The sequence below is a fragment of the Paenibacillus selenitireducens genome, from assembly GCF_002021565.1.
Taxonomy (GTDB): Bacteria; Bacillota; Bacilli; order Paenibacillales; family Paenibacillaceae; genus Paenibacillus_K; species Paenibacillus_K selenitireducens.
On record NZ_MSZX01000003.1, the window covers coordinates 310937 to 336477 of the forward strand.

Here is a 25541-nt window from a genome sequence, read left to right on the forward strand (position 1 = left end):
ATCACCTCGAGTACCAGCATACCTACTCAAGGTTAAAAGAACGGGGGACTAAAGTTTAAATTTGGTTTAAAAATAGGGATGCGCTTCTATTTCTTCCGTTCATAGATGTAGATTCGAGTTCCTTCACTCGAGCTATCCGTCTCCAGGCCTAACCCCATTTCGACGATCAGATAGTTCACGATTACCAGCCCGATACCGGCTCCCTTAGCCCCTGATTCGGAATGGATGCCTGTGCCGCGATCCGCGATAACAAGCGCACTCCTGCCTGCATGCTGCTCAACGAACAGCCCGATATACCCGCCTTGCGAAGCGTGACGTACTATATTCTGGAACAGATTATCCAATATACGCTGGAAACCCGCCTTGTCCACGTTCCATACCCATGCCTCTTCGGGCAGAAGCACCTCGACCTCCATATTTTCTCGTTCCCAGATGGGATACCAGCCGGCAGCGCTCTCTCGTGCCAGACGCAGCACATCGAGCGGCTCAGGAGACAGTTGATAACGACCGCTTGTCATAAGTGTGTGGGTCAGCAAATTATCGATCAGCTCACTTAATCCCGAAACTTTGTCCTGCACGATAGAGAGAGAGTTCCGCCCCCGATCGCTTAGCGCTTCCTCCCGCAAGCCATACAAATGTCCACTCATGACGGTCAGTGGCGTTCGTAGATCATGCGAAAGATTGGCTATGAGCGATTTCCGCAGCGCTTCCTCTTCGAGCTGTCGCTCTCGACTGATGTGCAGCTGTTCAATCATTCCATTGAACGCGGCTTCCAGCCCGCCAATCTCATCTGTTCTCCTTAGCTCCACGGGTTTTGGGATACCATGCTCATCCTGAAGTGCCATGGCCGATTGAAGGTGGAGCAAGCGCCTTTGAATATGTCGGAAGAAGAGGATGGAGATCGTAACGAACAGCACAAACATAGTAAAGATAATGGCGATATATACAGGCGTCCCTATCGTTGCAGGTCTTTCGAACAGATCTCTCGGCATCTGCAGCACCATAAAGCTTGAGTGGGCATTGTCCTTTCCCATGAAGGCTACCACCGTGTACGGATCCGTGTTCACGCTCTTCTTCATGAAGGCTACTGCATCACTAGGCATCCAGAGGTCGGGTATTCCGGCTTGCGGAGGGAGCTCCAATTCTGTAGCTCCTGCACTGTTCACCCAGAATATAGAAGCTTCGGGGTACTGCGCCTTCAATTCATGCAATCGGAGATTGATCTGGGGCGTCGACTTTCCTTCCATCTCCGCTGCAGCAGCGTACCACATGGCCCTCACATCAGACGCATTACCGTACTTTAAGTCATCTTTCGGATTGCCGTTCATCATATTTCCAAACACGATATAAGATACGCTTACGATAGGCATGACAACGGGGATGAACAGAAAAGACCCAAGGACAATAAGCAGATACTGGCTCCTTAGGGACTGTCTTGCGAACCATTTGGACTCCCTGGGCTTGCGAATAGCTTTTTTCATCCCTTCATCACCCTCTAATCCTATATCCTAAACCTCGTATGGTCTCGATAATTTCAGGAGATGCAGGGTCTCTCTCGATTTTCTCGCGAAGGTAGCGTATATGTACCATCAGTGTCTTGTCCCCTTCAAGATAGGATTCTCCCCACACCGATTCATAGATTTGCTCTTTCGTCATAATCTGGCCGAGATGGCGGATCAGATACATAAAGATATGGAACTGCTTGCCGCTTAACGTGATCTCTTCTTCGTTATCTGTATTCACGATCCGATTCTCGGCTTCATAGACGAGCAAGTGCTTCACGTTCGTTGGAACGTTGGAAAATGTGCTGGAACGCCGCAGCAATACCTCAATTCGAGCAATCAGTTCATCGGGATGGAATGGCTTCGTAACATAATCATCCGCGAATTGAAGTCCTTGAAGTTTATCGTCAATCGCTGTTCGCGCTGACAGCATGAGGATTGGAATCGAAGGCGCAACCTTCTTCAATCGCTGCCCCACTGTAAATCCATCTAGTCCAGGCAGCATCACATCCAGAATGATTAGACTGCAGTTCTCAACCTCCTCCGTGGCCCGATCTCCGCTTCGAAGCCATTTCACTTCGTATTGATGTGCGCGAAGATGCTCCACAACGAAGCTTCCTATCTCTTGATCATCTTCAATGTATAACAGCGTCGTTATCATACGCCAACTCTCCCTTCGCCGCTCATGATTGTATGTGAGCATTGTACACGATCCTAATCGTTTGATGATATGGATAATATGGATTTTCAAGCATAGTAAAGGAACTTCACCTATGTATATTTATTCTACTAGAAAATGAGAGGGTGACAAATGTTCACTTGTCATAAGGAAGGTTATTTCGTATCATCACATTAGAACGATCGTTCAATAGATGAGGATGACAAACTACGTGAAAAGACATTATGACAGTGAACAGACAAGACAGATCATTGCGGAGAAGGCGACGCAGTTATTCGCACAGAATGGCTTTTCGGGGACCGCGATCTCGGATATCTCTAAGGAATCGGGCTTTAGCAAAGGGCATGTGTACTATCATTTCGAGAATAAGGAAAAGCTGTTCGTCTTTTTGGCACAGGATTCGATGCGCTTATGGGGCGAGAAATGGGAGGCTGTCTCTACGGCTTATCCATCGGCTACCGCGAAGCTGTATGGCATGGCAACGTTCGTACTGAATCATTATAAGACGCCTCTACTCAAAGTAGGGCAAGAACTTGCGGCGAATCCGTCGACGAGTCCCGAGACGGTGAAAAGTCTCTACGATCTCGCCGTTGTGCCCATGCAGGCTTACGCGGGCATTTTCCAATTAGGCGTGGATACGGGGGAGTTCGATACTCTGGATGTGCAAGAGACGGCGTTCCTGTTCGGTACGTGGATGGGTGCCCTATGTCAGCATGTTTTTACGATGGAGTACGAGGTTCTGCATCGGATGTTTCAGCAGAGTGTAACGATTTTTTTGGGCGGAATTCAGAAGAAATAAGCGTTTCGCCTCTCTCAATTAGAACGATCGTACTAATTGTTCTAAAGTCATCTCATTCTCTTATGTCAAAGAAAGGTTGTGCTAGAATGCCATCTTCGAACCAGGTAGGGATCATCACAGGGGGCGCTTCAGGAATAGGCAGGGCGATAGGCAAGGAGCTTGCTCGTCGCGGCGTTTATGTCATGCTTGCGGATAAGAATGCGGAAGAGGGGGAGAACGCGGTTCAGGAAATTCAGGCGCAGGGTGGTAACGCTAGGTTTATCAAGGTGGATGTAAGCGATGCGAAGCAAATGCATACGGCTGTTCACGCGGTGTATGAAGAATTCGGCCGCTTGGACTATATGTTCAACAATGCGGGCATTTCCATGTACGGTGAGGTGTATGATATGACCTTGGAACATTGGGAACGTATCATGAACGTGAATGTATGGGGGGTTATTCACGGCATTCAAGCGGCCTATCCTCTCATGAAGCAGCAGGGCTTCGGCCATATTGCGAATACGGCTTCTGCAACAGGGTTGGGACCTTCGCCGACGGCAGCGGCTTATGCGACGACGAAACATGCGATCGTCGGGTTAACGACGTCACTGCATTATGAAGCGGAAGCCTTTGGAATCAAGGTTAGTGCGCTATGTCCAGCCTTCGTAGATACATCGATTTTTGAGCGTGGAGAAGCGATATCCATGGATAAAGCCCTGATTAACGAACAGGTTAAGAAGCAGAAACCCATGAGTCCAGAAAAATTTGCGGTCTTCGCGTTAAAGGGACTAGAACGTAATCAGCCGATCGTATGCCCGATGCCATTGCGTCGGACGATGGATATATTCTTTACCCTGTTCCCTTCGGTGCATCGCAAGCTGATGCGTCTGGTCTGTCGCGTTGCACGTAAAGCACGGGTGGAGGCTTAACACTCTCCTGGCTATAGATAGGCATAGGTATCATCACACACAAATACAGCTCCGATAGGCAAATATGCCGTATCGGAGCTGTGTGACGACATGGGACATTTAGTAGAATTTCACTAATTGTTCCACGATCTCGCTGTTGGATCCGCCAACAAGCGTTTGGAATTGCGGTTTATCGAATAACGCTTCGATTTGAGGTGGAGGCGTCTGTTCGATGTTGACCAGGCGAATGGCCTCGTCGAACTTCGCTGGATGCGCGGTGGATAGGGCCACGGTGACTTCATCCTCGCTGGTGAACTGCTCTGCCGCTGCTACGCCGCATGCCGTATGCGGATCGAGCAAGTAAGCATTGGAATCATAATACTTGCTGATGGTGCGTAGGCATTCTTCGCCCTGTACGCCATATGCGACGAAATCGGCTTGAACCGTTGCTAACTTGTCGGCAGGAATGACGATGTTGCCATCAACCTTGTATTGATCCATGATCGCGGAGATCGCTTGCGCATCTTCCCCATGCAGGTAATAAAGATAACGCTCGAAGTTGCTTGCCACTTGAATATCCATGGATGGACTGTAAGTGCTGTGGAACTCGCCTGGTTGATATACGCCCTCGCGCACGAAGCGCTCCAAGATATTGTTCTCATTGGTTGCAAGAATAAGCTTGTGAATCGGCAGACCCATGCGTTTCGCGAGGTATCCTGCGAAGATATCCCCGAAATTCCCTGTCGGTACGCTGAAGTTCACTTTCCCAGCTTGTCCTTGGTTCGCGAGTTGGAAGTAAGCGTAGAAGTAATATACCGTCTGAGCTAGAATACGCGCGATATTAATCGAGTTAATAGCACGCAAATGGTAGCGGTGCTTGAACTCCACATCAGCGAACAATTCCTTGATGATGCGCTGGCAATCATCGAAGTTGCCTTCCACAGACAGGTTTAATACGTTCGCATCATCCACGGTAGTCATTTGCAGCTCCTGCACCTTGCTTACCTTCTGATGCGGGTGGAGAATACAAATGCGAATGCCTTCTTTGCCGCGTACGCCTTCGATTGCCGATGCGCCCGTATCGCCGGATGTCGCGCCTAGAATATGGATGATCGAGTTATTTTTGCGTGAGATATAGGAATAGAGATTGCCCAAAAATTGCAAGGCTACGTCTTTGAATGCAAATGTCGGGCCGTGGAACAATTCAAGAATGTGAAGATGGTTATTGATCGAACGTACTGGTGTGACCTCCGCATCGCGGAATGTTCCGTAGCTGTCATCAACAAGCTGTTTCAAGTCCTCGCGCGGAATTTCTCCGTCAATGTAGAGGGAGAATACTTCTAGTGCCAACTCCTGATACGAGAGCTGCTGCCATTGCTTCAAAGTGTCTGCAGATACTTGTGGAATGTGCTTTGGAACGAGGAGGCCGCCATCATCTGCGAGTCCCATCATGACCGCATCGATGAAGCCGATTGCCCCTACTTTCCCCCGAGTGCTAATGTAGTCCATAATAATCTCCTTAATCGAGTAAGTTTTCAGTTATTGTATCAAAAAAACGTGCCCCTGCGTAATGAATTTTCTATATGAGCCTGAATAGGGGAGCTTATCGTAGGGAATGAATCGATTTATGGGGCTGTAATATCATTTTGATTACCAATAGACGGATTGAAAAAAACAGGTTTGCGACTGGTTTTAATTATAAAATCCTTCAATATAACTAAATAAGGCTTGATTAGCTTCCTAAGTCTGTATGCAGGATTATTCCGTCAGGAATACTGTATCTGGTATCTGAGCTTCGCTTTTTGTAACGTTTCTAGTATAAAGTTGAAGGTCGTTCGTTTTGAGAATGGAATCTATTGAAGTTGGCGTAAAATATTTTGCAGATATGTGGAAAGGACAACGCGAATACGATGTTTTAAATATTGTACAAGCATATAATTTTGGAGGTGGTTTTCTAAGTCACTCAGGTAAGAGTTATTCTCTGGATAGTGCTATTCAATTCTCAAAAAATCAAGCAGGTGAATATGCCTGATAAAACATCGCTAATTCTTGGAAGATATATAAACCAGCAGACTCTAATGAGAGAATTGCATATTGGCTATGACACATTAAAAACACTTCGTCTAAATGGATTAGAAGTAATTATTATTGGTAGGCAACATTTGTATGATCTTGAAGATGTAAAGGATATTTTCAATCAATCAAAAAATGATTTACCTGATTAAAACCTCAACTATTAAAATCTTACTAAAAATAAAAATATCCTAATCCTTGCGACTTCTTTAGGAGTTAGATTCCGAGTATTTTTCAGTTCAGAGACCATACCAATAGGAATTCCTACGTTGATAGCAATCTAAATCAAGTTCACCATCTCGTGTAGATTCTTTTAGTAATAAAGGTTGAAACTGTTGATACAAATAGACCATCGCTTCATTCTCGCCTTGTTGAGCTTTAAGTGCTAAAGAAGTGAGAGTTTCCATATTATATTCCTCCCTTAAAAATTTGTGATTAATTTTCCAGGGAGGAGGTCGTATATAATTGAATAGGAGACTATCTTATCATTAACCCCTTTAATTTTTCTAATAACCTTTTTTTGTAAATAGAAATCGCCTGTTGAGATAATTCTTTTTCTTTTGCAAGTTCAGTGTCGCTTTTTTTTGCAACATATTTTTCTAGTAAGAATTTTTTTCTTGTATATTTAGTCGTTTAATCGCTTTTATAAGCATTTCATCCTCAAAGTATTCTTCAAGATTTTTCAAATCAATAGCTGATATATTACTAATATTAAAATAGTTGTCTGTGTAAAAAGAATCAGGTGTGATATCTTGAAAATCATTAAGGATTGATCTAGTAGAATAGTTTCTCTTTTTTCTGTAATAATTGTTTGCGTGATAGTGTATGCCAATGTGAATATATTTCTTCAGTTTGTTATCACTTGGAGTATTTGCCATGTAACCATCCCCCTTTACCTTTGTGTCTTTTCTGCTCGCCTATACTGCCAAAAACCCCTATGAACTTTTTCAATAGGCAAATTATTGTCTTTCACCATTTTGGGTAAAATGTTATTTACTAGATTTTTGTAATCTAAATTAAAATGTAGATTTTTAGTGATAGAGGAATGGATTTTTGAGCCATTCATGGGTATGCCAGAAGTTTTCAGGATGTAGCAAATATCTTTAGAAATAATGTCGTAGGGGATAGAAGAAGGCTTTATTTTTTGATCATTAAATTTTGCACGATCAATTTCTTTCTTTGGAATAATAGTTGTTTTAGTGTATGATTGTCCTTCAGAAATGGTGTTTTCTATTTCTTCTATCCGGTTTAATCGGTTTTCGATGGCTTCATAAAGACTAGTGATTGCTTTTCTTTCATGGATTAATTCAACAATCAGCTTCATCAATGCCCTTTTTTCTTCTAACAAGTTCAAATTATCACCTCTTTACTAATAAGAGGTTTTAAAGCTGTCAAATAACAACAAAAAAACTATCAATTAATTTTTGATAGCTTTTTGCGAGTTTCTCTTTTAATATTGTTGTATTTTATGAAGAGATAGTTTTAATAAAATTAAATAAATTGTAGATTGTTAGAATTAAATCGACTTTGCTATTTTTCTTAGTAATTTGAAAATCTTTTGCACCTCTATTAATACTGAAAATACCACTTAAACCATTATCATAAAGTGATTCTATATTTTCACCAACAACAGCAATGGCAGGAACTTGATTTTTCTTTGCCATTCTTGCAATACCTGCAATGACTTTTTCTTATATTTCGAGGCAAAAGGTAATCCAGTGTCTTCTTTGACTGGTAGTGCATCAATGTCCGTTCTTAACCCAATTATTGGATGGTCTTTATTGTCTTGTAACATTGCGACTAATCTAGTTCCAAGGTACTGGTGAAAATGATGTCTTAATCCGATCGTATAATCTTAATCTTTGTTTTCCTTAGTTAGGTTCTTTACATTCATCTGTTATTCTTCTTTGTTTGTTTTATTCAATAGAATTGTCAAATTAAGTACAATACAGATATGCCTCAAAGGAAACTAAAAGACATGCTTTCTGTTAGAATTTAGGGTTCATGCCTTTTAAGGATTTTATTCAGTGTCTATTCTAACGGGCTTGACATTTAACGACGTTTCTTTTTTTGATTGATTAGCGAAATGCATAACCCCTTACATACTCTCTTTGCGACAATGAAGCAAAATGAAAATCTAGGGTCTTAACATTTCTCCCTTGTCCCATGAAACAATTAATCGATTCAATCTTCTTAGCCGAGTTTCTTCTTTTTTAGCACTCATTACCCACCAAATAGAATCTCTTCTGTACGAAGGTGGAAGCTGATTAAAAAATCCCCAAGAACTTGGATCTTTTCTAATTTCATCCTCATATTCTTTCGTTAAAGTAACGTTCCTATGAACGGAAGAATAACCTGTTTGATCATTTCTTTGATTGAAAACAGTCAATCCCTCAGGCCTCATTTGATTGTGTTCTATCAGTTTATGCACCTTTTGCACATTAACTTTACTCCAGAGGCTATTAGGCTTACGTGGAGTAAAGCGAATTTTATAGCAATCTTCATCAACTGTTTTTCGTATCCCATCAATCCAACCAAATGACAGTGCACAATCTACTGATTCGGACCAAGTGAGACTTGCTTTATTGGTCTTTTTCTTAAAAAAAACTACCCAAATTTCACTAGCTGTTTGGTGATGAATATCCAACCAATCAATAAATTCTGTTTGATTACTAAAAAATAGCACTTCACTCATTTTTCCAGCCATTCTAAAATCATTTGATTAAGCTCTTCAGGTCTTTCTTCTTGAATCCAATGACCAGTGTTTAAACTCTTAATGTCTATATTAGGTACAAAATCTTTTATATTTGGAAGCGGCGGAATAATATCTTTCTCACCATAAATCATCAATGTTGGCTGATGAAGAATAGGAGATACGTCACCTAATAAATGCCAATTACGATTTAAATTTCTGTACCAATTGATGCTTGGAGTGAAACCTGTCTTATTGAAGGCTGTGATATAAACAGAAAGATCATCATCGCTCATAACAGGTTCACCTAACGGCTGGGTTGCTTTAGCTAGATTAATCATTTCCATTCCTTCAACAGAGCCTTGTGATGGAACATTCTTTCGATATAAGTTACGAAGAAATTGGGCTGCATTTTCGTCTAATACAGCATCTGCAACACCTGGTTGTTTGTTAAAGTGAACAAAATAGTAATCATCGCCAAAAGCTTCTTCCATAAAATCAATCCAAGGTCTCTCTCCTCGAACTTGGTAGGGCAAGCATAAGTTAATCATTTTATTAACACGTTCTGGATGCAGCAAAGCCATACTCCAAACAACACTTGCGCCCCAATCATGGCCCATAAAAATGGCATCTTTGTATTGGTAGTGATCCAAAAGAGCAACAAGATCACCCGTTAAATGTTCAATATCATATTTTGTGACTTCTTTTGGACAAGAAGACTCTCCATACCCTCGTTGATTAGGAATAATAACGTGATAACCTGCTTCTACAAGAGGAGTCACTTGATGTCTCCAAGAAAAGGCATGCTCTGGCCATCCGTGGCAGAGAACGATAGGTTGCCCCCCATTTTTTTGTCCAGCTTCAAAAACCTCTAGCTCCACACCGTTACCTGAGATAAGTGTTGGTGTTGGAAATTCATAATTGTTTGTCATTTAACATCCTCCTAATTAAAATAAAAGTATCTTACAATGACAATATTATCATGGACGTTTGACAACGGTCTGTCAGCTTTGAGAAACTCACTTAATGATATTTGTCAGCCATCAATCTGAGTTTGGAAGCAATTTTTTTGCGCATTTCTTTTGGAGCTAAGACCTCTATATGCTCTCCAAAACTAAATATGAGAGAGAACAACCATTCTTTTTCGGGGAATGTAGCTGTAACAAGAAGTTCACCTGTTTCTAACACCGCAATATCTTCTTTATTAAAAACATCCTTCACACGAGACTTCATTTGAGGGGAAACTTTTAAGACAATTGTTGTCATTGTTGTTTGTTCATTTAATAATGCCATAATCTCGTGATAGGATTTTTCTCGACGTTCAAATGATTGATTTTCAATGTGAAAATCACTTATACGGGAAACTCTAAATATTCTGAAGTCTTCTTTTAAAAGACAATAAGCAAATAAATACCAAGTATAATTTTTAAATATGAGCGACATAGGCTCAACTTGTCTTTTGCTGACGATATTATCATAATTTCTGTAGTCAATAGTCAGTAAATTAGTCTGTGTAATAGCTTTCCTTAGCGTCTTAACTAATGCTTTTTGATTTGGAGAGTCTCCATAAGGATGTAAATCAATGATGATTTGTTCCATATGCAGCTTTAGATAATCTACCTTGTTTTTAGGAATGATATTTTGTAGTTTTTCTATGGATGATTCTAACTCAATGTCGTCAACTGTGAAATTAATATCCTTGAGAACAGAAAGAAGGGAGGACAGGTTATTAAGAGTTAGTACTTGATGATTTAATTTATAACTCTCATAAATGCTGAATCCACCATTGTTTCCGGAATGGGAAATGATGGGAATACCAGCTAGATTGATTGTTTCAATATCTCGGTAAATAGTCCGGACCGACACTTCAAATTTCTCAGCCAATTCATTTGCTGTTACACGATTTCTATTAAGTAACATCACAATAATGGTTAACATACGTTCTATTTTCATCTTGTTCTCCTTAAAAATATATTTTTTTATTATGTAGTAAGAGCAATTAATCAAATGTTTTGTCTTAGAGTTGTTAGGGTTTGCCTTGATTATCTGAAAAATATGAAATATTGGCAATGGAACGGTTTGCTTATTGCCCAACAGGTATTGAGAATTTTAAAGCTAAAAACCAATGGCTAGGGAAAGGAAATTTGCCTAAAAGTGGCAATATCATCTTTTTTGATTGGGTTGGTGATTCTGTCAGCGACCATGTAGGGATCGTGGAGAAAGTAGAAAATGAGGTTGTTTACACAATTGAGGGTAATTCAGGAGATAAAATTGCCAAACTAAGTTATGAAAAAAATAGTCCTTATATTATGGGGTATGGAACTCCTAAATAAAGAAATTTCTATCTTCTTTTTCTCAACTCTTATTATTATTGACTTCATTTGCATTTTAAAAGAATCAACTACAGCGCTTCATTTACTTTTCCAAGTACTCAAAGTTAAATAGATTTAAACTTTCTAGTCTAAGTTTGTTCTTCTTTGACAGACTTGGAATATTTATAAAAAGTTTTTCTTTTGCTCTACTAAGTGCGACAAAATGCACTCGATCATCTTCATCACCATTTGATTTATGAATTGTTCTAAATAAGATATTTGTTTCATTCAAATCAACTGTACAAGCAATAACTTCGCTCGTTCAATTCATTGAAAAATGGTGTAAACAAGTAACTGTTCTTTGTTGTGTCGGCTATTAGAAATTCCTAGGAGCGTCCGAAATGAGCCTTTAACAGCGACACAAATTTAGTCTCCTTTAAACATGTACAAAGTTGATGAAGCAATTGAGTTTACGGTCAATTATGTGGGGTATCACGGTTTGTGGTATGATGATACAGCATGTTTCGCACATGACACATATTTTTCGATAAAGGCAGGTGAATTTATGCTAGAACCTTACCTATTTCCGATCTCTTATGCGTTCATGACATTTCCCATCGCGGCAGCATTCTTTACTTTGCCATTTCTGATCGTCCAATATCGACGACATGGATATATTCATAAATACCGGGCATTGATTCTTTATTTGTTCCTGTTGTACATGATGAATGCTTTGTATCTGATCGTATTGCCTTTGCCTGCATCGATACATAATCTTCCGCCGAAAGCGGTTTCTTACTATCAACTGATTCCGTTTCATTTTGTCATGGATATTATACGAGAGACATCGGTAAGACCGGGGATCCCTTCCACGTATTGGCATCTGTTGAAGGAGCGCGCTTTTTTGCAGGTTGTATTCAATGTTGCGCTCACCGTTCCGTTCGGTATGTTCCTGCGTCATTATTTACGGGCGCACTGGGTCAGATGTCTTGTGGTAACCTTCATGTTGTCATTGTTCTTCGAAGTCACGCAAGTGACAGGCATATATGGGATTTATGATTATCCATACCGACTGTTTGACGTCGACGACTTGATCACAAATACGCTGGGCGGGATGATTGGACTGCTGGCAGCGGAATGGTTTGCCAAAATATTACCGCGTGTGGACAGACTAGATGAACATGTAGATTTATCGACCAAGCGAGTCTCGTATACCCGTAGAGGCATTGCGTTCTGCATCGATTGGTTTGTTTTGTCTCCTTTTCTGACGTTGTTGGCCATTCTGCAAGTACCGTATCCGTTTGTTATAGGGGTTATCCTTTACTTCATCATTCTCCCTTATGTCACGAATGGGCATACGCTCGGCAAATGGATCGTTCGTATTCGGGTCAAAGGCCAAGGAGAGCGTCTTACCGCTCGCGAGGTTATCGTTCGTTACGGCCTATTCTATCTTGTGCTGGGCGGTCTTAATCAGCTTCTTTTTATTGTTGCGAGCAGTTCCCTGTCGCCGATCCTGATCATGATCTACGCTTTGGGGATGTTCGTCGTTGATGTCCTCTTCGGCATCCATTTATTGCGCTGCATGTTCAACCGTGAACGTCAATTGTTCTATGAGGCGAAAAGCCATACGACGCATATTATTATTTGAATGAGTAAGCATTATTTCGTCCATAACGTGCTGTGCCGGCAGCCGAAGAAAATCAAGATATTTCCCACGCATGCGATGGCGAAAACCATACTCGGGTCGGCCAGTTGCGAGATCCAGCCGGCTCCCATGATAGCGAAGGGCATCCCTAGCTTGAATAAGGAGCCGGTAATTCCGCTGATACGGCCAATGAGTTGATGGGGGGTCGTCTCTTGACGGAAGGTCCAAATACTCACAATGCTGATCGTCTCGAAAAACCCATTAAAAAACAGGCTCATCCCAAGCAGGATGGCAGAATGCGCGAAGAACATCATCAGATACGTGATCCCTACAATTAGTGTCGTCCAAGCAATAAGAACACCAACCCGAAATTTTCTCCGAAACCAGCTAATCACGAAACTCCCGAGTAATCCTCCTACGCCAGCCATCGACAGAACAAGTCCAAGTTCGTAATTCTGCAACCGCAAGGTATCTTTGGCGAGAAAAATAATCGTGGTATCCACCATGCCTGCCGTGCTATTGAGAAATATGACGGTGATCGTAATTAACCATAAGGGCCGATTGCTGCGCAGCTCGCGCCATCCTTCCCCCAGTTCCCGCCAGAATCCTGCACGTTGTGAAGTTACAGGGATCTCCTCCGACTTTAAGAATAGTAGAATGACGAAAGCGAAGATAAAAGCAATGGCTGTGATAAATAAGCCTTCATGCAGCTTAGGGAGCATCAGAATTAACCCTGTAATCACAGGGCCCATAATGCCAATAAGTGTCGTGATGAAATTGAACGAAGCATTGGCGGAGGTTAGCATTTCCTTCGGCAGCGCTTGTTTTACCATGCTAACCCGGGCATTCGAGAAGGCGTAACCGAACGTCATAAGGAAGAAGCCGGCGATATAGAAGACGAAAATCGACGGGTGACCGAATTGTATCGCGGTGAATAAGGCAAGCAGCACCAGAATTTGCAGCAGTATGGACCCGAGTGACCATCGTTTCTTGTGAACTCGATCGACCATGACGCCGATGAACATCGCTAATAGGAGGTTCGGCAAAAATTCAATGCCTCGCATGGTGGACATCGTGACAGAGGACTCTGTTAGTTCGTACAGGATTAGTGGCAATGCGAGCTCGTAGATCCGATTCCCGAATGTGATGATACCGCTCACGAGGAAGAGGACTAAGAAATTAGGGTGCAGCCAAATCGATTTCGGTTTGGATGCTATTTTTGTGTTGGTTTCAGCCTTTGCAGTCATATGCGTTACACCTCTTTACGTGTGGGGATGCTCCACATTATACTTTTGTAAAAGAGGAAGAAAAAGTGAAATGAGTGACGATGTTATTTCGCTTTTTAGGAGTCGGTAAAGATGGAAGTAGAAGCGTATTACCATGCACTAAGGAAACATTACAGCATCATCCCTGAGGATCAGGCATTTATGGTTACTATGGATGAGCTTACAGAAGTCTTATTGTGTACCCGAAGGAATGTGCAGCTGCTTATTCAGAAAATGAGCGAATCCGAGTATATCCATTGGATCGCGGGCCGCGGCCGCGGCAATCGGTCGCAGATGATATTCCGGACATCCGTGCGGGAACTGGTGATGGCAAAGGCGAAGGGATTGGTGGAGCTCCGCAAAATCAACGAGGCTTGGCGTTTGCTGGAATCCTTGGGGGAACCCTACCTGAAGCAGGAATTCACGGCTTGGTTGTACCCCCAATTTGGTGTGTCGCAAGGTGAGGATGAGCTCGATGTACTTCGGTTTCCGTTCTATCGGTCGGTACCTCATTTAGATCCGGCGTTCGTCTTCCGGAGGACAGAAGCTCATTGGATGCGGCAAATTTTCAATACATTAGTGGTATATTCCGCACAGGATCAACGGCTGATGCCGCAGCTCGCGCATGCTTGGGAGAGTAATACGGATAAAACAAGATGGGTATTCCATTTGCGCAAAGGCGTTCGGTTTCATCATGGCAAGCTGCTGACAGCGGGGGATGTTGCTTATAGCTTCCGTCGTATGATGGAAGAGGCGGAGGATGAATGGATCGCATCCATGCTGCTGGACATTCAAGTCCTGGGGAAGCATGACGTGATGTTTGTGCTGAATAAGCCGAATCAAGTTTTTCCTCATCTGATCGGTACGGAGCGATTTTCCATCGTACCGGAGGATATTCATACGCTGCAGCGGGCAGAATCATTCGCAACCTTGCCGATCGGGACAGGCCCGTTTCGAATCGTTCGAAATAACGAATCCATGTTAATACTAGAGGCGCATGAGGCCTATTTCCAAGGATGTCCACATTTGGATCGGATTGAGATGTGGGTGTGGCCGAATTACGAAGATCAGACGGTCGTGTCAGACCGAGAGAAGGATGTCCAGATTCTGTACTCGAAAATCCAAATTGAGAAGGGATCCAATCCGAGTCTAAGCCAGTTGGAGCAGGGAAGTGCATATCTCTCTTTTAATCAACGGAAGCCCGGTGTGATGCAGGATGTGGAGTTCCGTCAGGCCATCCATCTTGCGCTGGACCGTCAACGCATGGTAAATGACCTTGGCGGTATTCGTCAACAACCCTCGGAGGGGTTCATTTGGAACGGAGCAGAGCGAAGGGTCTCGAGCGGATCGGATGAACATGCCTTCCTTTCGGAAGCGAAGCGATTATTAGCAGCAACGGCTTACGCAGGTGAAAGATTGACGTTATATACCTATGAATTGCTGAGCAACGAGCAGGATGCGAGGTGGATTCAAGCGGCGTGCCGTGCAATAGGCGTCCATCTGGAACTCGTCGTGCTGCCCATTGAGCAGCTGACAGACGCATCTGTCATTTCGCAATCCGATATGATTTTTGCAGCTGAAGTTCTTGGAGAGCAGCCGGATATCACGTTGATGGAAATGTATACGATCGGCAACGGGTATATCCGCAATCATCGGAGCGATCAAGAGAAGGCGTGGATCGATGGGTATATTTCACGATGTCTCATGGAAGAAGATGCCGCCGCGAGAATGGCGATCTTGGATGAAATCCAGGAGCAATTGAAGCGAGATTATCGGCTTTTGTTCCTGTATCATACCGTGCAGGTTGCAGGTCATCATGCCTCGCTTAATGGAATAACGCTCAACGCTTGGGGAAAGATTGACTATAAGGACGTGTGGGTTCGGCGACATGCAGACTTTGATCAACGGGACATGTAAACAAGGGAGATCTTCGTAGGTCCCCTTGTTTTTTTATTGCATAAATATCCCGATGCTCCATGGCAAAAGAAAACGGAAATAAGTATTGACTCTCACGTTACGTGATACCCTATACTCCAAAGTGAAGGGAGTCCGATGGCCATGAAAGTAAAAGAAGTTGCCGATCTCGTCGGGATCAGTGTGCGCACGCTGCATCATTACGATGAGATTGGATTATTAACCCCGGAGGAGACGACGGAAGCCGGCTATCGTCTCTACTCGGATCAGAATTTAGAGACGCTGCAACAAATTTTATTTTTTAGAGAATTAGGCTTCCCTTTGAAAAAAATAAAAGAAATCCTTAGTAGTCCTACCTTTGACCAGGAAGAGGCTTTCAGATTGCATCGCAAAATGCTGCTCGATAAACGCAAGCAGCTCGATCAATTAATCATGACGCTGGATAAGACGATTCAGCATAGCAAAGGAGAAATTCACATGTCCAATCAGGAAAAATTCGAAGGTTTTGATTTTAGCCATAATCCTTACGAGCAAGAGGCTCGCGAACGTTGGGGGGACGAAGCCGTCGATAAAGCGAATACCAAAGCGGCTGGATTTGGCCCCGACAAGCAGGAACAATTCAATGAAATTTACAGAAATCTAGCGGCGATCCGCCATACGTCACCGGATTCCGAAGAGGCACAAGCAGGTATTCAAGTATGGTATGCGTTTTTGAATGAGATGGGGGAATACTCGCTAGAGGCCTTCAAAGGGCTTGGTCAAATGTACGTCTGTGATGCGCGTTTTACGAAGAATATCGATAAGTTCGGTGAGGGATTAGCCGTATTTATGCGGGATGCGATGGCATTCTATGCGGATAACCACAACGAATAATTAGCAAATCATAGCTGTAAGGAAAGTCCACTCGATGCCCTGGTCAACCTTTTTAGTTCGGTATTCTTATGTTCAATAATCGGCTGGCGTCGAATACGCTCTTTAAACGTACTGCGGACTTTTGCAGGGCTCTCTATATGGAGGGTCTTTTTTTTTTTTTGAAGCATATATGCGGAATAGTTGTATTTTTTGCTTAGATCGGTGGATTTAAATGAGTTAAGGTATTTTCTTTTTCACTGCGGGCTACAGGTTGCATTTCGACAATACTGCCCTAATTGTAGGTTCCACGAGGGAAGCTTTCAGCGTAAAGATCAGTTTTGAATCCTGGTGCCCACTTCCGATTTGAATTGCGGATCGGAATTGACGTACACTGTTTTGCTCTTATTGTCCCATTGAATATCTACTCCAAGGCCCTCCCATATTGAACGAAGTGGCACATAGACTGATCCATCAATGATTTTCGGTGCTGCACTGCTTTGAACGGTATTGCCATGAATAAAGAATTTAGGAGCTACCGTTGCGGCATAAGCGCCTGCGCTAAATACGGTTGCAACTTTTGGGACTAAAAGGGTGGGAACCGGATTTTGGGGAGAACGGGCGACGGATAGAAGGAGAACAGAGAGCGAGGATTGGGCATGGCGGTATCCTGGCCGATCCGCGCTGCTACGCTATATTTGGTACATATGTAGGAATAAATTTAGGTTATCGATGTATCAACTTTCTTCATTTTGTGTATATACATAAGTATATACATTCGAAAGGGGAGGTGATATAATTGGAGCATAAAGTAAGTGAGGGGTTGATCCATGTGGTAGCAATTGCTGAACCTATTGCAAAAGGAACTATTCGAACTTGGGGGAATAGCCTTGCTCTTCGTATTCCATCTGAAGTAGTTAAAATTTCGAAGCTTAAAGACGGGGTTGAAGTTGGATTTCATGTTTCAGCGGATGGAGAGGTTGTTCTTCGAGCATCTTATCCGAATGCGGATGACCAAGAGTCTCTTCGTGCACTTTTTCTTTCTTTGCGTGGATCGTCTCGACCAGGAGTACGAAGCCATGAAGAAGAACCCTATGAACCAATGGGAGCTGAACAGATTTAATGGCCATTACGGGAGAAGTAGTTCGCGGGAGCGTTGTCTGGCTTAATCTTTATCCAAAAGCAGGACATGAGCAAGCTGGATACCGACCTGCAATTGTTATATCAGATGGACTTATCGATCCATCGATTTCAGATTTAGCTTATATTGTACCAGTTACTAGTCAAGTAAAAGGATATGCCTTTGAAGTTCCAGTGCCCGCGGGTATCTCAATTGATGGTTCTGCAATAGGAACGATCTATACCCAACTCGCGGGGGTTGCACTAACTGACCATGCAAAATCATTGGATCTAGGTGCACGCAATGCAACAGTAATTGGGCATGTAGATCCTAATTCGGACTTTTATAAGCACGTCATTACATATGTTAGAGCAATACTTGCATAGAAAAAGCCATCGAGAGAGCAATCTCTTGAGCGGTTTTTTGTATTATATAGGTTAAGCTCATCTGTATTTCTTATTCCTTCTCACATTCTATATCCTGAGTATTAATTTTCCCATATTTTTCAATTCTCCTTTTTTCCCGTACCGGGATTTATAGATATTCGTTCTCATCTTAAACTAAGGTTTAGGAGTAAGTTCTATAGTAGGCGTTAATAGCGGAGCTTAAAAGCCTTGTGGTTCTAAGTTTTCTTTATTTGCAAGCTTTGCTTGCTATCTGTCGGCGCATAAGCGCCGATCACCTTATCCTGCCCTCAAAATGAGTCGGGAAAACTCTTCAATTATCCGTATACGTGATTGCCTCTGAAGATACGGACTTCACATAAGGATTGTTAGATAACAGCTTGATTTCTTTATCTGTGAATATTTTCTTGCTCATACCATTCCTCTTTCCCATCTTCGTGCTATAAACAAAAGTACCCTATCGAGAGACTTTTTTAAAGTGTCTACTCGATAGGGTACAGTTTATGCATCGGGTGGGCTTTTTTGGATTTTGTGCTACCAACCGCGAAATTTGTCGTATTATCAATCATATTGCGAAATAAGGGTGAAAAAAGGCAACGCTTAATGGTAAGCTAGATGGAGATGTCTATCTCAGATATCTCTCTTATATTGTGCAAATCCAAGAAATAAGGGAGCTTGAAGAAGTAATGCAGCTCAGAAAAATGTATACGGACAAAAGAGTTTTATTGTTCGTGATTGTTACAAGTATCGTATTCGGTGCGCTAATAGGCGCCAAGCTATTTCTATCTTATTATGCGACCGACAAATCCGCGCAGGTTGCGCTTGCTAGGCAATACATCGGGATTGCCGAAGATATCGTAAAAGGTTTAGATAAAAGGGAATATCAGAAGTTTCTGGACACCCCGCAGGACGAAGCGCGGCGGCAAAATATTAAGTTATTTCTAGAACAGTATCGTCTTCGAATTAATGCGCATTATGTGTACACGTTACTTTTTGACGATACGGATATCTCGAGGGTTGGCGTGTCAGCAAATCCGCCTGGGTATGAAGATGTATGGATAGGAGCCATTTGTACGCTTCCTTCAGCTCAGGTAAGGCAGGCGAAGAGCGGCCACAGCTATTATTCGGATATTATTCAAGGCGAATACGGGGACTATTACTTATCTGTCGGTGTACCGCTCTATGATAAGACTGGACGAATGTTAGGTGCGTTGGGGATTGATATCGAAGCCAAAGATTTAGCGAATGTGAGCCATCAAGTGGTTCGCGGCAACTCGTTTATTTTTTTTATTGACATTATCTTTGCGCTAGCATTGTTAGCAGCGGTGTTTTTCTTATACAAGTGGTATAGAGTGCGTCTAAGCCGCAGCCTACAGGAAGCAGAAAATCTGTACACCTCGGAGCTGGGAAAAGTCGTGGATACGATCAAGTCTGGACGGCATGATCTGATGAACCATCTACAGGTGATTAGCGGGCTGATGCAAATCAAGATGTACGATAAAGCATGGGATTATCTCAAACAGCTTAGCGTGGATGTCAAGGTAATGGACTGGACATTAAGGATCAAGAACCCCATTCTTATGGTACTCTTCCAGAGCAAATGGGAGTTGGCCCAGACGAGGAACATCCAAATGGATTTCGACACGGATCAAGAAGATTACCGTCGCGTCGAATCGATGGACCTGGTCAAAATTTATGCCAATCTCTTGGATAACGCGATTGAAGCTTTAGATGGCTATGACGGCGATCAGCCGCGATGTATCCGTGTCACCTGCAAAACGATGGGAGAGAAATATATATTTGCTGTAGAAAATCCTGCCTTGCTGACGGCTAAGGAGCAGAAGGCTTTTTTCCAACACGGTTATTCGACGAAAGATCAAGCCCATGCTGCACGAGGCAATGGACTGATGATTGTGAAGAAGACGGTCACGAAGTACAAAGGAGCGTTATTGTTCAAATACGAGGATGAGAAAGTTCTGATCCAAATCACGATATAGGCGTACCGAACCCGATGTCAAATTCATGAACTACCAAGAGGACAGCCCATATAACGGCTGTCCTTTTTAGTATTTATAAGAGCTGAAGAACAGACTCAAGCTTCTGCTGCCTCAGAATCGCCATTTTTGCAATCCATGAGAATGGCGCTCTTATCTCCGTATTTATGCACGATATAATCATCGCCCCAGACGCAAAGACTGTTGATCAACGGGACAATGGATGTTCCGAACTCCGTAAGCGAATACTCTACTTTAGGTGGCACTTGGTTGTACATGGTCCGGAGTACAATGCCGTCTTCTTCTAGCTCGCGGAGCTGCTGCACGAGCATCTTCTGCGTAATGCTAGGCATGAGTCTTCGGAGTTGGCTGGTACGCTGGGGGACATGACTGAGATGGTGAAGAATGAGACATTTCCACTTCCCGCCGATAATGTCCATGGTCACTTCGATGGAACAACTATATTTTTTCATAAGCGCTACACCCCTTGATATATACAATTATCACTTTTTGGTAACTATGTCACTAAAAAGTACGTTATTACTTCATGGACTACTATGGTATATAATAGCGGTTATTCATTGATTTGACTAGTGAAGGTGAATGAATCTAGTTATAAGGAGGTTTGTTCTATGGCTTTAACGAACGAGCAGACAACAAAATCTCTGCAAGATATACGAATATCGGTGTTGGATTTAGCGCCTATTATAGAGGGCGGCACGCCAGCGGAGGCTTTTCAACGGACAAGGAGCTTGGCGCAGCATACGGAGGCATGGGGTTATCATCGGTACTGGCTGGCTGAGCACCACAATATCCCGGGTATTGCCAGTTCTGCGACATCCGTGTTGATGGGGTATGTAGCCGCGCATACGAGCAAGATTCGCGTAGGTTCAGGCGGCATCATGTTGCCCAATCATGCGCCCTTGGTCATTGCGGAGCAATTCGGTACGCTGGAAACCTTATATCCAGGACGTATCGATCTTGGGTTGGGAAGAGCGCCAGGGAGTGACCAAGTCACGGCACGAGCGCTTCGACGCGATGTTAGAAGCGGAGAGGATTTTCCGGCTCTATTGCAGGAATTACGAACGTATTTCAATCCGGCGCTTGCCGGTCCTTCGGGATTCCGTCGAGTCCATGCCATTCCAGGCGAAGGCTTGAACATGCCGATCTGGCTTCTTGGATCCAGCGGGTTCAGCGCACAGCTAGCGGGAGAACTCGGTCTACCTTTTGCCTTCGCAGGGCAGTTCTCGCCAGGGTTCATCTTACCGGCCCTTTCGATGTATCGGGATTCCTTCAAGCCCTCTGAGGTATTGCAGGAGCCATACGCGATGGTCGGGTTGAACATCATTGCGGCAGATACCGATGAGCAAGCCCGGAAGTTAGCGACTTCACAGCAGCAGAATTTCTTGAATCTCGTGCGGGGTACGCCGGGGTTGTTGAAACCTCCTGTCGAGGATATGGATGCGATCTGGAATGAACGGGAGAAATACGCTGTCGATCAACAGTTGGGCTCCTCGATTGTCGGAGGCCCTGCATCTGTCAAGGAACAACTTGAGGCTTTTCTTGCGAAGACCCAAGCGGATGAGATAATGATAAACGCTGCGATTTACGATCATCAGCATCGGTTGCGCTCGTATGAGATTGTCTCCGAGATTTGGCGGGGGTAATCGTAATCTGCGTCAAGAACTTTGGAAATATAGGAGGAATACAGAAATGAACACAAAATATAGCCCATTATTTGAATCATTTACTTTAAAAAGCGGTGTATCGCTCAAAAATAGAATCGTCATGGCGCCGATGACGCATTGGTCGTCTCATGAAGACGGTACCGTATCGGATGCCGAAATCAAGTATTATGCGCGACGCTCCAAAGGCGTAGGTATGGTCATTACAGCTTGCGTATATGTTACGCCGAATGGCAAGGGCTTCTCCGGCGAATTCGCGGCAGACACGGATGAGATGATCCCAAGCTTGCGTCGTCTGGCTGCAACCATTCAAGATCAAGGCGCCAAAGCGATACTTCAAATCTACCATGGCGGACGTTCTTGCCCACCGGAAGAGGTACCGAATGGAGAGATTGTAAGTGCAAGTGCCATTGCGGAGGACCGTGAAGGAGCGAAAGTCCCTCGTGCACTGACCGATGCTGAGATTGAGGGCATCATTCGTGATTATGCAGAAGCTACTCGTCGTGCGATCGAAGCGGGTTATGACGGCGTAGAGATTCACGGTGCGAATGGATATCTGCTGCAGCAGTTCTTCTCGCCAAGTTCGAATCATCGGGAAGACCGTTGGGGTGGATCGCTAGAGAAACGTCTGGCATTCCCAATCGCCGTAGCGGAGGCAGTCAAAGAAGCTGCGAGTCACGCGAAGCATCCGTTTGTCGTCGGATACCGTTTCTCACCGGAAGAACCCGGAGATGACGGCATTACGATGGAGGATTCGTACCGGTTAGTCGAAGCTCTAATCGATAGAGGAATGGATTATCTGCATGTCTCCTTACAAGATTTCTGGTCGCTTCCTCGTCGCGGAGCCAATGAGTCGCGGACACGGATGGAATGGTTCCACACGCGTTATGGCTCACAAATGACGTTTATTGGCGTTGGTGGATTACACACGGCTGATGATGTGTTGAAAGCCCATGCGTCTGGTATCCCATTGATTGCGCTGGGACGTGAACTTATTATAGATCCAGATTGGGTTGAGAAAGTTGAGCAAGGCCGTGCAGAAGAGATTCAGACGACGCTGACGCCACTGGATCAAGATCGGCTTGTGATTCCTGATCATTTATGGGAGAGAATCATGGCGATGAAGGGCTGGTTCCCTGTGGTTGAATCGGAGTAAAGTGAAACGGCAATTCATGGTTCCCGCGAGCATAGGCTTGCGGGAATTTTTATGATTTACTAGTTAACTGGAGAACATATCAATGAACCTTCGTGCACTTTTGGATAAATAGCGGTCTTTTAACCAGACGATTCCTACGTCGGATTGAAAATCGGCATGAAGAATATCGAACATGTGAATATTGTTCAGAGGGAAGGAAGACATCACGGATTTGGGCAGCACGGTGGCGCCAATACCCGCAGCCACAAGGGCAATCGTAATGGCTACGCTGGAGCATTCACACAGTATATGCGGTTCAACCCCGGCTTGTCGGAACTCCTTCATGAGATTCTCGTGCATACCGACGGTTAGGTCTGTTTTGAGCGAGATGAAAGGGTGCTGAGCGAGCTCTTCCATGCGGATTGTCGTTTGTGCAGGGTCGTAGTGACATTGCTTCGGAAGGACGGCCACGAAGGGGTCAGAGGGCAACTGCATGACCTCATGTTTGTCCTGATCTAGCGAAGCTTCGAAAGGGAGCCGCGCAACGATAAGCTCGATGGCACGCTCATCCATTTGCTCATCCAGCAAGAAATGATCGCCCTCACGAATTTTGAAGGTAACCCCGGTATGCATGGTTTTGAAACGATGAATGGCTGGGGGCAGCAGTGAAATACAGGATACGACACAGCCGATGGACAATACGCCTTGAATGCCTTCGTCCAACTCTTTCACTTCTTTAACTGTCTCGTTGAATTGGTTCAACAGAAATTCAGCCCTGTCACGAAGAAGTTCTCCGGCATTCGTTAGTCGAAGTCGATTCCCTGTTCGGTCGAAGAGCGTCACGCCAAGTTCCTGCTCCATCTGTTTCAATTGGCGGCTTAACGGCGGCTGCTCCATGTTGAGAATTTTGGCCGCACGAGTGACCTTTCCTTCATTTGCTACCGTAAGAAAATAGCGAAGTTGGCGGAGATCCATGATAAGCCCCCTTTACATCAATACCAAAAAGGTATAATAATTGTATAATACGGATATTTTCAATATACCGAATAACTTGATATCATTCAATTAACGAATACTTATAACAAAGGGATGATTTGAACATGGCGCACACCATCACGATCGAATATACCACCAAGAAAAAACAACAACCACATGTGAATCAACTTGGCTTCGGGAAATACTTTACCGATCATATGTTTATCATGGATTACGATACGGAGAAAGGTTGGTACGATCCTCGTATTGTTCCTTATCAACCGATCCTGATGGATCCGGCTTCCAAAGTATTTCACTATGGTCAAACGGTGTTTGAAGGACTCAAAGCATACAAGACGGCGGATGAACGGATCCTTCTATTCCGCCCAGACAAGAATATGAAACGGCTTAATAAATCGAACGACCGCTTGAGCATTCCTGCCATTGATGAAGAGTTGGCTTTGGAAGCGCTGAAGCAGCTCATTCTGACGGATCAGGATTGGATTCCCGAAGCAGTGGGTACATCCCTCTATGTACGGCCTTTCGTCATTGCGACAGAATCTTGCTTAGGCGTTGCGCCATCTCGTCAATACAAATTTATGATCATTCTCTCGCCTGTAGGGTCATATTACGCAGAGGGCATTAACCCCGTTAGCATTCACGTGGAATCCGAGTATGTGCGGGCCGTGGCCGGCGGTGTCGGGAATGCCAAGACAGCAGGGAACTATGCGGCAGGTCTCAAAGCGCAAGAAGGCGCCACAGACTTAGGTTATGCCCAGGTCCTCTGGTTAGACGGCGTTCATCGCAAGTATATTGAAGAGGTTGGCAGCATGAATGTCTTCTTCCGGATCAATGATACGGTGGTAACACCGATGATTAATGGCAGTATCCTGGAAGGAATCACGCGCGCGACGGTGATCGAACTCTTGCAGCACTGGAATATCCCTGTCGAAGAGCGTAGAATTTCGATTGAAGAATTGGTGGAGGCACAGCATAACGGCTCGTTGAAGGAAGCCTTCGGCACAGGTACGGCTGCCGTCATTTCACCGATCGGTTCTTTGCACTATCAAGACGAGAAGCTTGTGCTAGGCGATGGAATTACAGGGGAATTGTCTAAGAAAATCTACGATGCTGTAACGGGTATTCAGAACGGGGTTCTTCCGGACACTTACGGTTGGACAATCGAGATTTGAACATAAATAAGCAAAAAGCCTATCCCTTGGGATAGGCTTTTTGGGTGTGGCACCTAATCGCTACCCCCACCGCCGTCTCCGCCCCCGCTGTCGCCGCCACTATCTCCATGGCTGCCGCTATCATGCGTATCGTGATGGTGGTTGTGATGATGATGGGCATGGTTCCGATGATGGTCATTCATGGAAGCATAATCGCCGCCGCTTGGATTCGCGAAATATCCATCGTTGTTCGAATGTCGTCTTCGACGGTGGCTGCGCTTATTTTTGTTCGTGTCTTTGGCTATGGCAAGTAAGACGAATATCGCAATGATGAGAATAATGATAAATCCCAAATCGTTATCATCCTTTCGTCCATATTGTGCATAATAAGATAGGTACCTCTCAATTGTGAACGATGGGATTCGAAATTACAATATGA

29 protein-coding genes are annotated in these 25541 nt (G+C 44.0%); 14 read left to right on the forward strand and 15 right to left on the reverse strand.

Features of this window, described 5'->3' with window-relative positions; genetic code table 11:
• Positions 1-86 precede the first annotated feature (86 nt).
• Positions 87-1481 carry a HAMP domain-containing sensor histidine kinase gene (locus BVG16_RS09200; protein ID WP_078498256.1) on the reverse strand — a complete coding sequence of 465 codons (1395 nt, stop codon included), beginning with the start codon at positions 1479-1481 and terminating at the stop codon, positions 87-89.
• 7 nt (positions 1482-1488) lie between these two features.
• Positions 1489-2163 (reverse strand): response regulator transcription factor, encoded by a 675-nt coding sequence (locus BVG16_RS09205; protein WP_078498257.1) that lies wholly within the window; start codon positions 2161-2163, stop codon positions 1489-1491.
• Positions 2164-2392: 229 nt separating this feature from the next.
• Between BVG16_RS09205 and BVG16_RS09210 the strand changes: the two genes are divergently transcribed.
• Positions 2393-2980, forward strand: a complete 588-nt coding sequence (locus tag BVG16_RS09210; protein ID WP_233146945.1) for a TetR/AcrR family transcriptional regulator — start codon at positions 2393-2395, stop codon at positions 2978-2980.
• An 86-nt stretch (positions 2981-3066) separates the two neighbouring features.
• A complete protein-coding gene (locus BVG16_RS09215; protein WP_078498259.1) occupies positions 3067-3888 on the forward strand; it encodes an SDR family NAD(P)-dependent oxidoreductase in 822 nt (273 codons plus the stop codon).
• A gap of 99 nt (positions 3889-3987) precedes the next feature.
• On the opposite strand, the gene thrC is transcribed toward BVG16_RS09215, so the two are convergent.
• Positions 3988-5376, reverse strand: a complete 1389-nt coding sequence (thrC, locus tag BVG16_RS09220; protein ID WP_078498260.1) for a threonine synthase — start codon at positions 5374-5376, stop codon at positions 3988-3990.
• Between the two features lie 337 nt (positions 5377-5713).
• Here thrC and BVG16_RS09225 point away from each other — a divergent pair, with 337 nt between their 5' ends.
• Both BVG16_RS09225 and BVG16_RS09230 read left to right on the forward strand, forming a co-directional pair.
• Positions 5714-5899, forward strand: coding sequence for a lysozyme family protein (locus BVG16_RS09225; RefSeq protein ID WP_233146993.1), 186 nt, complete (start codon positions 5714-5716; stop codon positions 5897-5899).
• A complete protein-coding gene (locus BVG16_RS09230; protein WP_233146946.1) occupies positions 5892-6092 on the forward strand; it encodes a hypothetical protein in 201 nt (66 codons plus the stop codon). The genes BVG16_RS09225 and BVG16_RS09230 overlap by 8 nt, the downstream gene beginning before the upstream one ends.
• Positions 6093-6179: 87 nt before the next feature.
• On the opposite strand, the gene BVG16_RS32400 is transcribed toward BVG16_RS09230, so the two are convergent.
• The 7 genes from BVG16_RS32400 to BVG16_RS09260 form a co-directional block, all read right to left on the reverse strand.
• Positions 6180-6347 (reverse strand): helix-turn-helix domain-containing protein, encoded by a 168-nt coding sequence (locus BVG16_RS32400; RefSeq protein ID WP_144027333.1) that lies wholly within the window; start codon positions 6345-6347, stop codon positions 6180-6182.
• Between the two features lie 192 nt (positions 6348-6539).
• Complete coding sequence (locus BVG16_RS09235) at positions 6540-6818, reverse strand: hypothetical protein (protein ID WP_078498262.1); 279 nt, start codon at positions 6816-6818, stop codon at positions 6540-6542.
• Between the two features lie 14 nt (positions 6819-6832).
• Positions 6833-7294 carry a hypothetical protein gene (locus BVG16_RS09240; protein ID WP_078498263.1) on the reverse strand — a complete coding sequence of 154 codons (462 nt, stop codon included), beginning with the start codon at positions 7292-7294 and terminating at the stop codon, positions 6833-6835.
• Between the two features lie 112 nt (positions 7295-7406).
• Positions 7407-7622 (reverse strand): glycerate kinase, encoded by a 216-nt coding sequence (locus BVG16_RS09245; RefSeq protein ID WP_269845588.1) that lies wholly within the window; start codon positions 7620-7622, stop codon positions 7407-7409.
• A gap of 455 nt (positions 7623-8077) precedes the next feature.
• Positions 8078-8635, reverse strand: coding sequence for a YdeI/OmpD-associated family protein (locus BVG16_RS09250; RefSeq protein ID WP_018759915.1), 558 nt, complete (start codon positions 8633-8635; stop codon positions 8078-8080).
• On the reverse strand, positions 8632-9564 hold the full coding sequence (locus BVG16_RS09255) for an alpha/beta fold hydrolase (RefSeq protein WP_010861405.1): 933 nt from the start codon (positions 9562-9564) through the stop codon (positions 8632-8634). Before BVG16_RS09255 ends, BVG16_RS09250 begins: the two co-directional genes overlap by 4 nt.
• Positions 9565-9655: 91 nt before the next feature.
• Complete coding sequence (locus BVG16_RS09260) at positions 9656-10726, reverse strand: helix-turn-helix transcriptional regulator (RefSeq protein WP_332888768.1); 1071 nt, start codon at positions 10724-10726, stop codon at positions 9656-9658.
• On the opposite strand from BVG16_RS09260, the gene BVG16_RS09265 reads away from it, so the two are divergent.
• Positions 10702-10965 carry a CHAP domain-containing protein gene (locus BVG16_RS09265; protein WP_233146947.1) on the forward strand — a complete coding sequence of 88 codons (264 nt, stop codon included), beginning with the start codon at positions 10702-10704 and terminating at the stop codon, positions 10963-10965. The genes BVG16_RS09260 and BVG16_RS09265 overlap by 25 nt on opposite strands.
• 544 nt (positions 10966-11509) lie before the next feature.
• Positions 11510-12592, forward strand: coding sequence for a VanZ family protein (locus BVG16_RS09275; protein WP_078498503.1), 1083 nt, complete (start codon positions 11510-11512; stop codon positions 12590-12592).
• An 11-nt stretch (positions 12593-12603) separates the two neighbouring features.
• Here BVG16_RS09275 and BVG16_RS09280 read toward each other — a convergent pair whose 3' ends face one another.
• A complete protein-coding gene (locus BVG16_RS09280; protein WP_078498265.1) occupies positions 12604-13836 on the reverse strand; it encodes an MFS transporter in 1233 nt (410 codons plus the stop codon).
• Between the two features lie 111 nt (positions 13837-13947).
• On the opposite strand from BVG16_RS09280, the gene BVG16_RS09285 reads away from it, so the two are divergent.
• Complete coding sequence (locus tag BVG16_RS09285) at positions 13948-15771, forward strand: SgrR family transcriptional regulator (RefSeq protein ID WP_078498266.1); 1824 nt, start codon at positions 13948-13950, stop codon at positions 15769-15771.
• A gap of 135 nt (positions 15772-15906) precedes the next feature.
• Positions 15907-16641, forward strand: a complete 735-nt coding sequence (locus tag BVG16_RS09290) for a MerR family transcriptional regulator (RefSeq protein ID WP_078498267.1) — start codon at positions 15907-15909, stop codon at positions 16639-16641.
• 311 nt (positions 16642-16952) lie between these two features.
• Here BVG16_RS09290 and BVG16_RS09295 read toward each other — a convergent pair whose 3' ends face one another.
• The gene (locus BVG16_RS09295; protein ID WP_078498268.1) at positions 16953-17138 is read right to left on the reverse strand and encodes a copper amine oxidase N-terminal domain-containing protein; all 186 of its coding nucleotides are present in this window, start codon (positions 17136-17138) and stop codon (positions 16953-16955) included.
• Between the two features lie 278 nt (positions 17139-17416).
• On the opposite strand from BVG16_RS09295, the gene BVG16_RS09300 reads away from it, so the two are divergent.
• The 3 genes from BVG16_RS09300 to BVG16_RS09310 all read left to right on the forward strand — a co-directional run bounded on the left by BVG16_RS09300 (position 17417) and on the right by BVG16_RS09310 (position 20138).
• Positions 17417-17740, forward strand: coding sequence for an AbrB/MazE/SpoVT family DNA-binding domain-containing protein (locus BVG16_RS09300; protein WP_078498269.1), 324 nt, complete (start codon positions 17417-17419; stop codon positions 17738-17740).
• Positions 17740-18123 (forward strand): type II toxin-antitoxin system PemK/MazF family toxin, encoded by a 384-nt coding sequence (locus tag BVG16_RS09305; RefSeq protein ID WP_078498270.1) that lies wholly within the window; start codon positions 17740-17742, stop codon positions 18121-18123. The genes BVG16_RS09300 and BVG16_RS09305 overlap by 1 nt, the downstream gene beginning before the upstream one ends.
• Before the next feature lie 704 nt (positions 18124-18827).
• Positions 18828-20138, forward strand: coding sequence for a GHKL domain-containing protein (locus BVG16_RS09310; RefSeq protein WP_078498271.1), 1311 nt, complete (start codon positions 18828-18830; stop codon positions 20136-20138).
• A gap of 95 nt (positions 20139-20233) precedes the next feature.
• Here the strand turns inward: BVG16_RS09310 and BVG16_RS09315 are convergent, their stop codons facing one another.
• Positions 20234-20608 (reverse strand): winged helix-turn-helix transcriptional regulator, encoded by a 375-nt coding sequence (locus BVG16_RS09315; RefSeq protein ID WP_078498272.1) that lies wholly within the window; start codon positions 20606-20608, stop codon positions 20234-20236.
• A gap of 159 nt (positions 20609-20767) precedes the next feature.
• Here BVG16_RS09315 and BVG16_RS09320 point away from each other — a divergent pair, with 159 nt between their 5' ends.
• Together BVG16_RS09320 and BVG16_RS09325 are read left to right on the forward strand one after the other, a co-directional pair.
• A complete protein-coding gene (locus tag BVG16_RS09320) occupies positions 20768-21802 on the forward strand; it encodes an LLM class flavin-dependent oxidoreductase (protein ID WP_078498273.1) in 1035 nt (344 codons plus the stop codon).
• 46 nt (positions 21803-21848) lie between these two features.
• Positions 21849-22976, forward strand: coding sequence for an NADH-dependent flavin oxidoreductase (locus BVG16_RS09325; protein ID WP_078498274.1), 1128 nt, complete (start codon positions 21849-21851; stop codon positions 22974-22976).
• Positions 22977-23039: 63 nt separating this feature from the next.
• Here the strand turns inward: BVG16_RS09325 and BVG16_RS09330 are convergent, their stop codons facing one another.
• The gene (locus BVG16_RS09330) at positions 23040-23930 is read right to left on the reverse strand and encodes a LysR family transcriptional regulator (RefSeq protein ID WP_078498275.1); all 891 of its coding nucleotides are present in this window, start codon (positions 23928-23930) and stop codon (positions 23040-23042) included.
• 125 nt (positions 23931-24055) lie between these two features.
• Here BVG16_RS09330 and BVG16_RS09335 point away from each other — a divergent pair, with 125 nt between their 5' ends.
• On the forward strand, positions 24056-25123 hold the full coding sequence (locus BVG16_RS09335) for a branched-chain amino acid aminotransferase (RefSeq protein ID WP_078498276.1): 1068 nt from the start codon (positions 24056-24058) through the stop codon (positions 25121-25123).
• A gap of 53 nt (positions 25124-25176) precedes the next feature.
• On the opposite strand, the gene BVG16_RS09340 is transcribed toward BVG16_RS09335, so the two are convergent.
• A complete protein-coding gene (locus tag BVG16_RS09340) occupies positions 25177-25455 on the reverse strand; it encodes a hypothetical protein (RefSeq protein ID WP_078498277.1) in 279 nt (92 codons plus the stop codon).
• Between the last annotated feature and the right edge of the window lie 86 nt (positions 25456-25541).